This is a genomic window from Citricoccus sp. SGAir0253 (genome assembly GCF_005877055.1).
GTDB lineage: Bacteria > Actinomycetota > Actinomycetes > Actinomycetales > Micrococcaceae > Citricoccus.
In genome coordinates this window covers 2,959,087-2,972,843 of the sequence record NZ_CP039424.1, presented here as the reverse complement: position 1 = coordinate 2,972,843, position 13,757 = coordinate 2,959,087, and the positions used below count along the sequence as shown (strand labels likewise).

Annotated in this window: 12 protein-coding genes; 2 read left to right on the top strand and 10 right to left on the bottom strand. The window is 73.2% G+C overall.

The window, feature by feature from the left end:
• Positions 1–292: 292 nt before the first annotated feature.
• Positions 293–835: a CarD family transcriptional regulator gene (locus E7744_RS12975; protein ID WP_246858452.1), complete on the top strand. Its 543-nt coding sequence runs from the start codon at positions 293–295 to the stop codon at positions 833–835.
• Positions 836–1,008: 173 nt separating this feature from the next.
• Here E7744_RS12975 and E7744_RS12970 read toward each other — a convergent pair whose 3' ends face one another.
• Positions 1,009–2,289: an MFS transporter gene (locus E7744_RS12970; protein WP_137774470.1), complete on the bottom strand. Its 1,281-nt coding sequence runs from the start codon at positions 2,287–2,289 to the stop codon at positions 1,009–1,011.
• A 112-nt stretch (positions 2,290–2,401) separates the two neighbouring features.
• Here E7744_RS12970 and E7744_RS12965 point away from each other — a divergent pair, with 112 nt between their 5' ends.
• On the top strand, positions 2,402–3,112 hold the full coding sequence (locus E7744_RS12965) for a metalloregulator ArsR/SmtB family transcription factor (protein WP_137774469.1): 711 nt from the start codon (positions 2,402–2,404) through the stop codon (positions 3,110–3,112).
• A gap of 153 nt (positions 3,113–3,265) precedes the next feature.
• Here E7744_RS12965 and E7744_RS12960 read toward each other — a convergent pair whose 3' ends face one another.
• The 9 genes from E7744_RS12960 to E7744_RS12920 all read right to left on the bottom strand — a co-directional run bounded on the left by E7744_RS12960 (position 3,266) and on the right by E7744_RS12920 (position 13,745).
• A complete protein-coding gene (locus E7744_RS12960; RefSeq protein ID WP_246858451.1) occupies positions 3,266–4,861 on the bottom strand; it encodes an aldehyde dehydrogenase family protein in 1,596 nt (531 codons plus the stop codon).
• Positions 4,858–5,613, bottom strand: a complete 756-nt coding sequence (locus tag E7744_RS12955) for an HD domain-containing protein (protein WP_137774468.1) — start codon at positions 5,611–5,613, stop codon at positions 4,858–4,860. Before E7744_RS12955 ends, E7744_RS12960 begins: the two co-directional genes overlap by 4 nt.
• Positions 5,610–6,992: an NAD(P)/FAD-dependent oxidoreductase gene (locus E7744_RS12950; RefSeq protein WP_137774467.1), complete on the bottom strand. Its 1,383-nt coding sequence runs from the start codon at positions 6,990–6,992 to the stop codon at positions 5,610–5,612. The genes E7744_RS12955 and E7744_RS12950 overlap by 4 nt, the downstream gene beginning before the upstream one ends.
• Positions 6,993–7,036: 44 nt before the next feature.
• Positions 7,037–7,357, bottom strand: a complete 321-nt coding sequence (locus tag E7744_RS12945) for a 2Fe-2S iron-sulfur cluster-binding protein (RefSeq protein WP_137774466.1) — start codon at positions 7,355–7,357, stop codon at positions 7,037–7,039.
• 86 nt (positions 7,358–7,443) lie between these two features.
• A complete protein-coding gene (locus E7744_RS12940) occupies positions 7,444–8,241 on the bottom strand; it encodes an SDR family NAD(P)-dependent oxidoreductase (RefSeq protein WP_168199824.1) in 798 nt (265 codons plus the stop codon).
• Entirely contained in the window at positions 8,234–10,189 is a 1,956-nt protein-coding gene (locus E7744_RS12935) for a PEP-utilizing enzyme (protein ID WP_137774465.1), read from the bottom strand. Before E7744_RS12935 ends, E7744_RS12940 begins: the two co-directional genes overlap by 8 nt.
• A 92-nt stretch (positions 10,190–10,281) precedes the next feature.
• Entirely contained in the window at positions 10,282–11,388 is a 1,107-nt protein-coding gene (locus E7744_RS12930) for a PEP/pyruvate-binding domain-containing protein (RefSeq protein WP_137774464.1), read from the bottom strand.
• Between the two features lie 16 nt (positions 11,389–11,404).
• A complete protein-coding gene (locus E7744_RS12925; protein ID WP_137774463.1) occupies positions 11,405–12,721 on the bottom strand; it encodes a cytochrome P450 in 1,317 nt (438 codons plus the stop codon).
• 229 nt (positions 12,722–12,950) lie between these two features.
• Positions 12,951–13,745, bottom strand: coding sequence for an IclR family transcriptional regulator (locus E7744_RS12920; protein ID WP_137774462.1), 795 nt, complete (start codon positions 13,743–13,745; stop codon positions 12,951–12,953).
• Positions 13,746–13,757: the final 12 nt, after the last annotated feature.

Sequence of the window (13,757 nt, the reverse complement as noted above, 5' to 3'; positions counted from 1 at the left end):
ATGGGGAGTACTCCCCATCGGCTGCCCCGGTGACCGCTCGTGACGAAAAGGGGAGAAGCCTAGGGCATCCCGGGGCACTTGTCCCGTAAGTGTGAGAAAATGGATGACAGCCAACCTCGCGGAACACGACCGGCCCGTGGACGGGTCCGGGGCGGGCTCCGCGTGCCCTCCAGGCCTCCGGCGCTGCTGCGCCGGCGCCGTGGAGGGCACGATCGCCCGTGGCCCCGGTGTCCCCCACCGGGACAGGGGTGTCGGGGGGAGGCCTTTCGCTCCGAAGGAAAGTGACGTGTACATGCAGTTGATTCCCGGCAAGCTCGTTGTCCATCCCCACCACGGCCCGGCGGCGGTCACGAACCGCTTCCAGCGCACCGTGAAGGGCGCTGAGGTGACCTACATCGAGCTGACCATCCGGAGCAACAACCTCGTGGTGTCCATCCCGGAGGCCAAGGTCGAGGAGATCGGCGTGCGCGAGGTCTACGACCGCGCCCACCTGCGCCGGCTGCTCGAGGTGGTCCAGGAGCCCACCGGCGTCGAGGAGAAGCAGTGGTCCCGCCGCATGAAGGCGAACCAGGAGAAGGTGGCCTCTGGCCTGCTCGAGCAGATCGCCGAGGTCGTCCGCGACCTGGGCCGCCGCCGCGACACCAAGGGCCTGTCCATGGCCGAGAAGGACATGTTCCGCAACGCCCAGGCCCCGCTGGTGGCCGAGGTCGCCCTCGCCCTGGAGATCACCGAGGACGAGGCCACCGAGGTCCTGGAGGCCGTGGCGAACGGCGCCTCCCTGGACGAGCTCGGCTTCGCCGAGAGCGCGACGGGGGCCGAGCCGGTCCCGGCCTGATCCCGTCGTCGCCGCGCCGGCCGCGGTGACGCACCGACCCCGCGAGGGCCCGGTCCGCTGGTGCGGACCGGGCCCTCGTCATGTGGCCTGCCTGCCGTGACGGGCCCGACGGCGGCCCGCTCCGGTCCCGCGGGCCGGCCGGGCGCGCGGTCCGGGGGCCGGCGTCGCGCCCTTCAGCCGCGCGCGCCGCGCGGATGGGTCTCGTCCATCCGCAGGGCGACGCCGAGGGCGGAGGCGGCGCTGATGGCGACCGCGAGCCAGACCGCGGCCCGCAGGTCCAGCAGGTCGGCCGCGAGCCCGCCGCCGACCGCGCCCGCGGCGTACCCCAGGTCCCGCCACACCCGGTAGACGCCCACCGCGCGGCCGCGCCAGGCGGGGTGGGCCACGTCCCCGACGGCGGCCAGCAGCGTGGGGTAGACCATCGCCGTGCCCAGCCCCAGCAGCACGGAGCCGGCCGCCCAGGCGCCGAGGCCCGTGCCGAGCGCGATGACCGCCAGCGCCGCGGACTGCAGGGCCATGCCGGAGGTGATGAGGTGCTTGCGCCCGATCCGGTCCGAGAGGGCGCCGGTGACGAGCTGGCCCGCGCCCCACACGCCCGGGTACAGGGCCATGAGCACGCCCACCTGGGCCAGCGGCAGCCCCGAGCCGGCGAACAGCAGGGGGAAGACGCCCCAGGACAGGCCGAAGTTGAGGTTGTTGACGAGGCCGGCCTGGCTGGCGGAGGACAGGGCGGGGTCCCGCAGGCTGGCCTGCAGGGCGATCTGCCGGTTCGTCAGGCCGGCGTGCAGGTGGTCGCGCCGGCCGTCGGCCTGCGGGGCGTGCCCGGAGGCCTCGAGGTGGGCGTGGCCGCGCGTCTCGCGGACCAGCAGCCCCACCACGGCCAGGGCGATCGCGGTGTACGCCAGTCCGAGCAGGAAGGGGGCCGGGCGCAGCCCGAACTGCCCGGCCAGCCAGCCGGCCAGCAGGGAGCTCACGGCCACGGCGCCGTAGCCGGCCGCCTCGTTCAGCCCCATGGCCAGCCCGCGCCGCTGCGGTCCCACGAGGTCGATCTTCATCACCACGGTGGTGGACCACGCCAGGCCCTGGCTGATGCCCAGCAGCACGTTGGCCGCCACCACCCACCACCACTCCGGGGCCCAGATCAGCAGCAGCGGCACCGGCACGGCCACCAGCCAGCCCGCCAGCAGTACCGGCTTGCGCCCGTGGCGGTCCGCGAGGGTGCCGGCGAACCAGTTGGCGGCGGCCTTGCTGAGGCCGAAGGCGGCCACGTAGGTGAAGATGACGGTGTAGCCGGTGAGGCCGAACGCGGACTCGGCCAGCAACGGCAGGACGGTCTGCTGCTGGCCCACCATGCCCCCGACGAGGGCGTTGACGGCCACGAGCAGGGCGAACTGGCTCGCGTTCTCGCGCAGTCCCAGCCTCGGGGCGGCGGGAGCGGGGGAGGGGCGGGACATGGGGAACCTCGGGACGGTGGGCGCTCCGGCGCTCCATCCGGGCACCGGTGGCTATTCCATGGAATCGTGGAATAGAATGAGAACAGTATTCCACAGATCATTGGAGGATGGGATGGGCGACCACCGGAAGAAGTCGGCGCTGTTCGACGAGCTGGCCCGCGTGGGCAAGGCCCTCGGCAGCGGGCGCCGGCTCGAGCTGCTGGACCTGCTGGCCCAGGGCGAGCGCAGCGTGGAGCACCTGGCGGCGGCCGCGGGGCTGGGGCTGAGCACCGCCTCGGCCCACCTCCAGGTGCTGCGGCAGGCCGGGCTGGTGACCACGCGCCGGGAGGGCACGCGCATCCACTACGCGCTCGCGGGCCAGGACGTGGCGGCCCTCTACGAGCGGCTGCGCACGGTGGCCGCCGCGCGGGTGGCGGGCGTGGAGCGGGCCCGGGCCGAGTACCTGGGTCCGGGCGCCGGGGACGGGACGGGCGGGAGGGCCGGGGAGGCGCTCGAGGCCGACGAGGCCGTGGACCGCGAGGACCTGCTGCGGCGCGTGGCCGCCGGGCGGGTGGCCGTGGTGGACGTGCGTCCCGCCGAGGAGTTCGCCGCGGCCCATATCCCCGGGGCGGTCTCGATCCCCCTGGAGGAGCTGCGCGAGCGGCTCGGGGAGCTGCCCGAGGACGTCGAGGTGGTCGCCTACTGCCGGGGGGCCTACTGCGTGTTCGCCTACGAGGCCGTGGACCTGCTCCGCGCGTCCGGCCGCCGGGCAGTGCGCCTGCAGGACGGCATGCTCGAGTGGCGGCTGGCCGGCCTGCCGGTCGAGGAGGGCCGCGCCGCCTGAGGCCTCGGGACGCGCCCGTCCAGGCGGTGCCCTCGCGCTCCGGCCGCCCCCGGAGCGCCCCCTGGAGGGACGCCGTCGGGCGCCGAGGCCCCGGCCCCCTCTCGGGGAGCCGGGGCCTCGTGCCGTCCGGAGCAGTCCGCTCGCCGTGCCCGCTCAGCGGGTCCGGCGGTGGATCGACTTGTAGCTCAGGTACGCGCTGAGCCCCTCGATCCCGTACTCCACGCCCATCCCGGAGTCGTGCCGGCCGCCGAACGGGGCGGAGTGGTTGGAGCCGAAGAAGTTGATCCCCACGGACCCGGAGTCCACCCGGCGGGCGACCTCCAGTGCGCGGTCCTCGTCGGCGCCGAAGACGATCCCGCCGAGGCCGAACGCGGTGTTGTTGGCCAGGGCCACGGCCTCGTCGGCGGACCAGTCGCCCCCGGCGCCGGGGCCGTCGTCGTACCGCAGGATCGAGATCACCGGGCCGAAGACCTCCTCCCGGGAGATGCGCATGTCCGGGGTGACGTCCGCGAAGACCGTGGGCCGGATGAACACGCCGTCCTCCAGGCCCGGGCCGAGCGAACCCGGCTCGGCGGGGCCGCCGCCGGTCACGGCCCGCGCCCCCTCGGCGTGGGCGGAGTCCACGTACCCCAGCACCGTCTCGTACTGGGCGCGCGTGGCCACCGGGCCGAACACGGTGGCCTCGTCCAGCGGGTCGCCCTGCCGGCCGGCCGCGATCGTCTCGCCGACCATCCGCACCACCTCCTCGTAGCGGGAGGCCGGGGCGATGATCCGGGTCGAGATGTAGCAGGTCTGTCCCGTGTTGCGCAGGCACGAGCGCACCAGCACGGCGGACATGGCCGCCAGGTCCGCGTCCGGCAGCACGATCGCCGAGGACTTCCCGCCCAGCTCCAGGGTCACGGGCCGCAGCAGCTCGCCGCATGCGGCGGCGATCGTCCGGCCCACCGGGGTGGAGCCGGTGAAGGCCACCTTGTCCACGCCGGGGTGGCGCACCAGCGCGTCCCCGAACCGGCCCGGGCCGGTCAGCAGGTTCACCACGCCGGCCGGCACGCCGGCGGCGTGCACCGCATCGATGACGAAGCGCAGGGACAGCGGGGTCGGCGAGGCCGGCTTGATGACCGTGGTGCAGCCGGCCAGCAGGGCGGGGGCCAGCTTGATGACCACGAGGTTGATGGGGAAGTTCCAGGGGGCGATCAGCGCGCACACCCCGATGGGGTCCTTGTCCACCACGGACTCGGCGCCCCCGGCCGGGAAGGGCCGGACGTCCTCGCGGTCCAGCCACTCGGCCAGCGTGGCGAAGTAGCGGAAGATCCCCGCGGCGTTGGCCGCCGCCCCGCGCGTCTCGGAGACCGGGGAGCCGTTCTCCCGCGTGTTGGTCAGCGCCAGCACCTCGGCGCGGGCCTCGATCTCCTCGGCGATCCGCACCAGGTACGCCGCGCGCTCGGCGGCCGTGAGGGCGCTCCAGCCGGCGAGGGCCTCCCGGGCGGCGCCGACGGCGGCGTCCAGCTCGGGCGCGGTGGCCGCCGGGACCGAGCCCCACACCTCGCCGGTGGCCGGGTCCGTGACCGGGTTCCGGTCCGGGGAGGCGGCGGGCACGTAGGCGCCGCCGATGAAGAAGTCGTCCACGTGCGTGTACGGCAGGTCCAGGGCGGCCCGGCGGGCCCGGGCGTCCTGCGGACCGGCGGTGGCGGCCGGTGCGGCAGGGCCGGCCGGGGAGGCGCCGTGGCGCTCGGAGAGCGGGGTGGTCATCGCAGGACCTCCGTCCGGAGCAGGGCCCGGGTCCGGGCCAGGTCGGCGCGGGCCATCCGGACCGCGGCCTCGGTGAGCAGCTCGGGCAGGATCTCCCGGTCGAGCCGGTCGGTGTAGGTGGCCGGGTCCATGCCGAACCAGGAGGAGGACACGCACACCCCGGTGACGTCGAAGCGCCACAGCCGGTCGGCGTCGCGCACGAGGGCGTCCTCGAGCGAGAAGGCGACGGGGCGGGTGTCGTGGCCGTCGATGATCTCGCACACCCGCTCCACGAACCGCTCGTCGTAGCCCAGGGCCGGCAGGACCCGCCGGGCCACGGCGCAGCCCTCGGCCTCGTGCTCGTAGCGGATCGCGGCCTTGCGCCAGTCGCCCTGGAAGCCCTCGGAGATGATCCGGGACTCGTCCACGTGGGCCCAGCCGGTGTCGTGCAGGATGACGGTCGCCAGCACGAGCTCCCGGTCGGCCTGCGGGTAGGCATCGCACAGCCGCTGGGCGTAGGCGGTGGAGGTGGGCAGGTGGATGTCGTTGGCCCGGGTGCGGGACTCCGTGACGATCGAGCGCCACAGTTCCTCCAGCCCGGTGGAGGGCGTGGTGGTGATGGGGGCGTCGTCGACGGGGCCCACGGCCGGGATCGGCCGCTCGGGGTGGGCCTCGGTGAAGGCCACGGCGCGCGGGTCCCGCGCGTGCGCGCCGGGCTCGGCCTGCTCCCACGCCGGGTGGGCCTGGGCGGACTGCTGGTCGGTGGTGCTCATGCGGGGACCTCCTGGGCGGTGCGGTCGACCACGAGGGTCTTGAGCGGGACGGCGGGGTCGGCGGCGGCCCCGGCGGGGATGTTCTGCCCCTTGCCGAGCGCGGCGCGCACGGCCATGAAGTCCAGCGGGGCGTTGACGCAGTCGGCGGCGATGACCTGGCCGCCGCGGTAGTACAGCACCGAGAACCTGCCCTTGGCGTCGTCGCGGCGGACCACGGTGGAGTCGTAGCCGAGGGTCAGCCCGGCGATCTGCAGCTTCAGGTCGGCCTGGTTGGACCAGAACCACGGGATGCCGGCGTACTCCTCCTGCCGGCCGGTGAGCGAGTAGGCGGCCACCTTGGCGTGCTCGATCGCGTTGTTCACGCTCTCCAGCCGGATGCGCTCGCCCTCGGGGGCACCGGGCAGGGGGTTGGGCATGTTCGCCACGTCCCCCACCGCCACGGTGGTGCCGTCCGAGGCCACGGCGTGGCGGTCCACCACGATCCCGTTGTCCACGGCCAGGCCCATCTGCTCGGCCAGTTCCGTGTTGGGGACCACGCCGATGCCCACGAGCACCAGCTGGGCGTCCACCACGGTGCCGTCCTCGAGCTCGACGCCGGCCACGGAGCCGGCGCGCTCACCGGTCCCCGGCACGAGGCGCCGCATCCGGGCCTCGAGCCGGATGTCGATGCCGCGCTCGCGGTGGGAGCGCAGGAAGTACTCGGAGGTGTCCTCGCCCACCGCGCGGCCGACGAGGCGGGGGCCGTGCTCGAGGACGGTGACGTGCTTGCCCATGCCGTGCAGGGAGCAGGCGGCCTCCAGGCCGATGAACCCGCCGCCGACCACGACGACGTCCCGGAAGTCCCCGAGCCGGGCCTTCAGCGCCAGGGCGTCGTCGGCGCTGCGCAGGTAGACCACGCCGTCCAGCTCCGCGCCCTCGAGCTCGAGCCGGCGGGCGCGGGCGCCGACGGCCAGGGCCAGCCGGCGGTACGGGTAGCGGGTGCCGTCGGCGGCGACCGCCACTCCGGAGCCGTCCCGGCGCCCGTCCTCGGCCGGGGCGTGCCTCTCGATCCGCACGATCCGGGCACCCTTGACGAGCTCGATGTCGTGCTCGTCCCAGTACTGCTGGGACCGGAAGATCAGGTTCTCCTTGTCCACCTTGTCCTGCAGGAACTCCTTGGACAGGGCGGGGCGCTGGTAGGGGCGGTGGTCCTCCTCGCCCAGCAGGGTGATGTGCTCGTCGAAGCCGGTGCCGCGCAGCGAGATGGCCAGCTGCACGCCGGCCTGGCTGGCGCCGATGATCAGCAGTCCGGTCTCGGGCCGGGTGGCGGCCCCGGCCTCGGGGCCGGCCGCCACGTCGGTGCCGCTGCGCTCGGCCCGCTCGGGGGTGTGGGTGCTCATGGGGAACTCCTGGCTCGGTCCCGGCGCGCGGCCGGGACGCTGGGTCAGACCTGGGTCTCGGGGGTGGTCACGTGCAGCTCCATGCCGTCCGTGACCTTGATCTGGCAGGACAGCCGCGAGCAGTCCTCGCGGTCCACGGCGGTGCCGTAGAGCATCTCGTCCTCCATCTCGCTCATCCCGGGCAGCTGCTCGAGCTCGTCCTCGCGGACGAACACGTGGCAGGTGGCGCAGGACAGGGAGCCGCCGCACTCGGCGACGATGCCGGGCACGCCGTTGCGCACGGCGGTCTCCATGACGGAGTCGCCCACGTTCGCCTCGATGTCCCGGGTCTCGCCCGCGGCGTCGGTGTAGTGGATGGTCGGCATGATGCCTCCTCGTTATCGGAGTGGTCGGAGTGGTCGGGATGCCGGGGTCGTCCGGCCCGTCCCGGGCCCGGCGGGCCCGGGACGGCTCAGATGAACTGGCGGCCGCCGTCGACGACCATGGTCTGGCCGGTGACGTAGCCGGCCTCGGGGGAGGCCAGGAACAGGGCGGCGCCCACGATGTCCTCGGGCTGGGAGGCCCGCTTGATGGACCCGCGGTCCACGCCGTAGGTCTCGGCGTCCGCCATGAGCCCGTAGCTGGCCTCGGTGAGCGTGAAGCCCGGGGCGATCGCGTTGACCGTGATCTCCCGCGAGCCCAGCTCCTTGGCCAGCACCCGGGTCAGGGCCACCACGCCGCCCTTGGAGGCCACGTAGTGCGCCCAGTGGGCTGACCCGGAGTAGATGGTGGCGCTGGAGAGGTTCACCACGCGCGCCCCGGTGGACAGGTACGGGCTCACCGCCCGGGTCACGAGCCACGGCCCCTTGAGGTTCACGCCCATCACGAGGTCCCACTCGGCGGGGTCGATCTCCTCGAACGGCGAGCGCGTGACGGTGGCGTAGACGGCCGCGTTGTTGACCAGGACGTCGATGCTCCCGTCCCCGAAGGACGCCACCTCGCGGGCCAGGGCGGTCACCGAGTCCAGGTCCGTGACGTCCACCTGGAAGGCGGCCGCGGCCGCCCCGGCGGCGTTGAGGGCCCGGGCGGTCTCCGTGGCGCCGTCGAGGTTGATGTCCGCGACGGCGACCCGGTCGCCGCGCGCGGCGAACCCCTCGGCGAAGGCCCGGCCCAGGCCCCCGGCCGCGCCGGTGACGAGCACCGTGCGCTGCCGGCCGGTCGGCGTCGGGCCCGGGGCGGTGCCCGGGGCGGAGGCGGTCGGGTCAGACATGGGCCGGCTCCCCCGCGGTGTCCGCCTCCGGGGCCCCGTGCTGCGCGCCGTGCTCACCGCCGTGGTGGTGGGAGTGGGCGCCCGGGCCGGAGACCTGCGGGGCGGCGTTGGCGCCGTCCAGGATGGTCACGGTGCCCTTGGTGCCGTCCACGCGCAGCCGCTGGCCAGTGACGATGGTGGTGGAGGCGCTGCCGGTGCCGGTGACGGCCGGCAGGGCGTACTCGCGGCAGACGATCGCGGCGTGGCTCATCATGCCGCCGATGTCCGTGACGGTCGCCTTGATCTTGCCGAACACCGGCCCCCAAGACGGGGCGGTGACCGGGGCCACGAGGATCTCGTCCTGCTGGATCTGCGCCAGGTCGTCCGCGTCCATGACCACGCGGGCCACGCCCTCCACGACGCCGGGGGAGGCGGCCATGCCCTTGAGGACGCCCTCGGTGCCCTCCTCGCCGGCGCCGAGCCAGGACTCCACCTGCTCGGTGGTGATGCCCCACAGCATGCGGGTGAACGGCTCGGTGATGGAGGCCGGCGGGGTGTTGAGCGCCGCGGCGGGCCGGGCCGTCTTCAGGGCGTCCACCAGGGCGGTGCGCTCGGCGATGACCTCGGGCCAGTACGTGGGGCCGACCGGACCGGAGGGGGCGCCGACGCCCCAGCCGGTGGCCAGGTCGAAGAGCACGTCCCGGACCTCGTTGCGGCCCAGGTAGAGCAGGTCGTCCTCGTGCTCCCAGAAGCCGTAGCCGTGCAGGGTGCGGGAGAGCTCGCGGACCTTGCGCCAGAACACGCCCATGGTCCAGTGCTCGATGTAGAAGTTGTGGTTCTCCACGTAGGGGTAGGCGGTGGCGGCCAGGCCGCGCTTGGCGTCGAAGACGGCCTGCTGCTCGGGGTCGAGCAGCTCGCGGTACTCCTCGACGATCCGCTCCTTCTCGGCGATGAGCTCCTCCTTGGGCCGCATGATCTGCTGGCCCTCTTCCAGGCGGCGCACGTAGTCGGCGATGTAGCCCAGCGGGATCTCGAGGTGCTCGTTCCAGTACTTGTCGTGGCCGTAGAAGCCGTTGCCCACGGTGAAGTTGAACCACGGGTCCTTGGCCTCTTCCAGGCGGTCCAGCCACTGCCGGCCGCCGGGGGCCGCGCCGATCGCGGCGAGGGTGGCCTCGGCGTCCGCCCCGGTGGCCGGGGCCGCGGCGAAGTGCTGCTGCAGGCCCAGTTCCACGGCCAGGGTGGCCAGGGCCTTGAGCTCGTCGTCCGGGCGGAACAGCTCCATGTCCACGCCCTGGACCATGGTGGCGATCGACTGGTCCGGGATGTCCGGGAAGACCTCCTTGCAGTAGTTGAAGAAGTCCAGGTAGGCGATGTAGCCGAGGTTGAGGAACTCGAAGTGGTACTGCCAGTTCTGGTAGGCCAGCTGGATCAGCCGGTCGTAGTTCTCCAGCAGCACCTCGGTGCCGTCCTTGGCCTTGCCGGAGACGATGTCCTCCAGGGGGACCATGTCCGGCAGGGGCTTGAACTCCAGGGTCTCCATCTCGTCGATGGTCCCGCGCACCTTGGTCCGCCACTGCTCCAGCAGGGTGTCCCAGTTCTGGAAGTAGTGGCCGATCCGGGCCTGGAACTCGGGGACGCGGGCGGCGATCTCCTCCTCCGGCACCGGGATGGGGGACATGTACAGGTAGCCCAGGTGCACGCGGAACTCGATGCCGTTGGCGTTGGGGATCATCAGGTGCCGGGTGTTGTACTGCCCCAGGCACTTCACGGCGAACTCCCCGCCGATGGTCTCGAAGGGCTTGAACACGGTGGGCCAGTGCTGGGAGTCGCAGAACCAGAACTTGGCGTCGTCCTCCTCCTTCCGCCGCTCCTGGAAGGTGAGGTAGTAGGGGTAGAGCTTCTCCCAGCCCTCGGCGCCGGCGGGGACCGGCAGCTCGGACGGCTTCGGGAAGGACTTCTTGGCGGTCATGGTCTCTCCAACGGGATACGGAACCACGGGTTCCGGGGTGGGTCGTCAGGGTGGGACTGCGGGACTGCGGTGTGGCAGGGGGACGGGAGGGGCTACTTCCCGGCGCCGGTGAGCGAGGAGGTGATCGAGCTGAGGTCGAAGCCACCGGTCGTCGCGGCGGGGGAAGCCGGCTGCGCCGCCGGCCTCGCCGTGGCGGCCTTGTGGGAGTGCACCGTCTCCGGGCGGGACTGCAGCAGCAGCAGGTCCTGTCCCGCCGGCAGGTCGGCGTCCAGGGCCCACTCGATGTCCTGGGGGCACCGGTAGTGCTTCTCCGCGCGCTTGGCCATCTGCGCCACGGCGGTCAGCTCGGCATCGGTCAGGCACCGGATCCCGGCGCGCTCGGCCGGCACCTCCCGCTCGACCAGCGCGCCGGCGGTGGCGTCCGGCACGAGCTCGGCGTGCTTGTCCCCGAGGTGCTCGGAGACCACCTGCAGGGTGATCTTGTCCAGCAGGACGTTGTCCGGGGTGACCTGGCCGGAGACCACCATCTCCCCGACGCCCCATGAGGCGTCGACGGTGATCTTGGAGCGGTCGCCGTTGGCGGGGTTCATGGTGATGGCCACCCCGGCCACGCGGGCGTTGACCATCTTCTGCACCACCACGGCCATGGACAGCCCCTCGTTGGGGATGCCGTTCCGCAGCCGGTAGATGATGGCGCGGGAGGTGTACAGGGAGGCCCAGCACTTGCGGATGTGCTCGGTGATCGCGTCCTGCCCGGTGAGCCACAGGTAGGTGTCCTGCTGGCCGGCGAAGGAGGCCTCGGGCAGGTCCTCGGCGGTGGCGGAGGACCGCACGGCCACCGGCACCTCGCCGCCGCACTGCTCCATGAGGGCGGCCACGGCGGCCAGGACGGCCTCGCGGGCCGCGGTGGGCACGGGGCGGCTGCACAGGTCCTCGCGGATGGCCGCGGAGACCCGGTCCACCTCGGCCACGTCCTCGGCGTCGAGGCCCTCGAGCAGGGAGTGCACGTGCTCGGCGATGCCGGCCTCCGCCACGAAGGCGTCGAAGGAGGCCGTGGTCACCACGAACCCGGGCGGGACGGGCATGCCGGCGGCGGTCATGGACACCAGGGAGGCGCCCTTGCCGCCGAGCGTCTCGAGCGCCGGCTCGCGGCCGTCGTCGAAGGCCTGGACGTACTGGGAGTGCTGGATGTCGGTCATGTCTGGGTCCTGGTGCTCAGGCGTCCCAGGTGACCGGGACGGCCACGGGGACGCGGAAGGAGAGGTTCTCGCGGAAGTCGATGCCGGAGCCGTCGGCGCCGGCGGAGTCGTCCAGGCGCAGGCCCGGCAGCAACTGGACCGCCTCCTCGAGGCAGATCTTGGCCTGGAGCTTGGCGAGCATGTTGCCGAGGCAGTAGTGGATGCCGAAGCCGAAGGACAGGTGCTCGCGGGCGTTGGCGCGGGTGATGTCGAAGTCCTCGCCGTGCTCGAAGCGGGACTCGTCCCGGTTGGCCGAGCCCATCAGCAGCAGCAGCCCGTCGCCGGCCCTCACCGGCACGCCGCCCACCTCGGTGTCCCTCAGGGCCTTGCGCCGCCAGCCCACGATCGAGCCGGAGTAGCGCAGCACCTCGTCGATGGCCGCCGGGATCCGCTTCGGGTCCTCGAGGAGGGCCTCCCACTGCTCGCGGTGGGCCAGCAGGACCCGGAAGCAGTTGGAGATCAGGGTGGTGGTGGTCTCGTGCCCGGCGAAGAGCAGCGAGTACAGCAGGGAGGCGATCTCGTGGTCGGAGATCTCCCCGCCCTCCTGCTGGAGGCGCACGAGGTCCGCGGTGAGGTGGTCCCCGCCCTGCTCGTGGGCCAGGGCCACCAGGCGCTGGCACTCCTGCCAGTACTCCACCAGGTTGTGCGCGTGCGGGACCTGCTCCTCGTCCGTGAGGTCGCCCCACGTCATGGCCGCCCGGGAGTCGCTCCAGCGCTTGTACGTGTCGATCTGGGACACGTCCGCCCCGATCAGCGTGAGGATGGTGATGGTGGGGATCTCGTAGGCCAGGTCCCGCACCATCTCCCCGGTGCGCTCCGGGCGGGCGGCCAGCGCCTCGAGGCGGGAGACCACGTTGGCGCGGATGTCCGGCTCGAGCGCCTTGTAGCGGCGCGGGGTGAACGCCTTCTGGGCGATCGCGCGGATGCGGGTGTGCTCCGGGGGGACGCGGGCCGAGAGCCCGGAGTAGGCGGTGAAGCCGCCCTCCTCCATGATCCTCCGCGCCTGCGGGCCGCGCTCGCGGACGGGGGCCTGGGCGTTCTCGGAGGAGAAGGTCTCCCAGTCGTCGAACACCGCCTTGATGTCGTCGTAGCGGGAGACGACCCAGTAGCCGATCCGCTCGTCGAACATGACCGGCTCCTCGGCGCGCAGGGCCGCGTAGGAGGGGAAGGGGTCCTTCATCCGGAACGGCTCGAAGCCGTGGTGGTCCGCGCGGTCCGCGGCCCCGTCCCCGCCGCCGTGCCCGAAGGGGCACGTGCCGGTGGATGCCGGGGTGGTGGGTGACTCGGTGGTCATCTCGTCTCCTGTCCGTGGCCGCCGGGGGCGACCGGTCGGTCTGGCAACGTGGCTGAGGTGGGCGGCCGCCCCGTGAGGCGTGATCCGGATCACGCGGCGGCCTGGGCTCCATCGTGGTCCCCGGAGGGTGTGAGATGCACCATAGGCGTTCCACTGAGTGGAAATGGATGCGGGCGGCGCCGCGGGGTGCCGGAGGGGACCCGGCGGCGCGGGAGGCGCCCGTGCGGGGTCAGCGGCGGAACACCTGGTGCGAGTCCAGGAGTGTCTCCAGCGGGATGTGGGCGGTGGCCCGCTCGATCCGGGCGCTCACGGCGCGCAGGGCCGGCAGGTGCTTCTGCATGGTGCCCGACTGCTCGGAGGGGATGACCAGGCCCAGCGCGGCCCCGATCCGGCCGGTGTGGAAGACCGGGACCGCGATGGAGCACGCCCCGACCCGGATCTCCTCGAACGTCTCCGCGAAGCCCTGTTCGCGCACCTGGGCGATCTCCGCGGCCAGCCGGCCGGGGGCCGTGATGGTCCGCGGCGTGGCGGCGGCCAGCTCGAGGTTGAGGTAGGCCTCGAGCACCCACGGCTCCTCGTAGGCCAGCAGCACCTTGCCCACGGCCGTGGAGTGCATGGGCAGCCGGCCACCCACACGCGAGGCCCTCGGCACCCGCTTGGTGCCGTAGACGCGGTCGATGTAGAGCACCTCGCTGCCGTCCCGGACGGCCAGCTGCGCGTTCTCCCCGGTGAGGGAGTACAGGTCCTGGACGAACGGCCGGGCGGTCTCGCGCAGCTGCCGCCCCACGTTCTGGGCCAGCTCCCAGATGCGCAGTCCCAGCTGGTAGCGGCCGTGCGGGGTGCGCGAGAGGAAGCCCCACTCGGTGAGCTCGCCCACGAGCCGGTGGGCGGTGCTGACGGGGAGGTCGGCCAGCACGGCGATCTCGGACAGTCCGAGGGCGCGGCGCTCCTTCTCGAAGGCGGTGAGGACGGACAGCACCTTGTCCGTGACGGAGCGCCCCGGGTCCCTGCTGCCCCCGGCCATCAGGGGGCCTCC

Bases quoted from the DNA above. Each gene is read 5' to 3' on its own strand.
- E7744_RS12975 (WP_246858452.1), top strand. From the start codon at position 293: ATGCAGTTGATTCCCGGCAAGCTCGTTGTCCATCCCCACCACGGCCCG.
- E7744_RS12970 (WP_137774470.1), bottom strand. From the start codon at position 2,289: ATGTCCCGCCCCTCCCCCGCTCCCGCCGCCCCGAGGCTGGGACTGCGC.
- E7744_RS12965 (WP_137774469.1), top strand. From the start codon at position 2,402: ATGGGCGACCACCGGAAGAAGTCGGCGCTGTTCGACGAGCTGGCCCGC.
- E7744_RS12960 (WP_246858451.1), bottom strand. From the start codon at position 4,861: ATGACCACCCCGCTCTCCGAGCGCCACGGCGCCTCCCCGGCCGGCCCT.
- E7744_RS12955 (WP_137774468.1), bottom strand. From the start codon at position 5,613: ATGAGCACCACCGACCAGCAGTCCGCCCAGGCCCACCCGGCGTGGGAG.
- E7744_RS12950 (WP_137774467.1), bottom strand. From the start codon at position 6,992: ATGAGCACCCACACCCCCGAGCGGGCCGAGCGCAGCGGCACCGACGTG.
- E7744_RS12945 (WP_137774466.1), bottom strand. From the start codon at position 7,357: ATGCCGACCATCCACTACACCGACGCCGCGGGCGAGACCCGGGACATC.
- E7744_RS12940 (WP_168199824.1), bottom strand. From the start codon at position 8,241: ATGTCTGACCCGACCGCCTCCGCCCCGGGCACCGCCCCGGGCCCGACG.
- E7744_RS12935 (WP_137774465.1), bottom strand. From the start codon at position 10,189: ATGACCGCCAAGAAGTCCTTCCCGAAGCCGTCCGAGCTGCCGGTCCCC.
- E7744_RS12930 (WP_137774464.1), bottom strand. From the start codon at position 11,388: ATGACCGACATCCAGCACTCCCAGTACGTCCAGGCCTTCGACGACGGC.
- E7744_RS12925 (WP_137774463.1), bottom strand. From the start codon at position 12,721: ATGACCACCGAGTCACCCACCACCCCGGCATCCACCGGCACGTGCCCC.
- E7744_RS12920 (WP_137774462.1), bottom strand. From the start codon at position 13,745: ATGGCCGGGGGCAGCAGGGACCCGGGGCGCTCCGTCACGGACAAGGTG.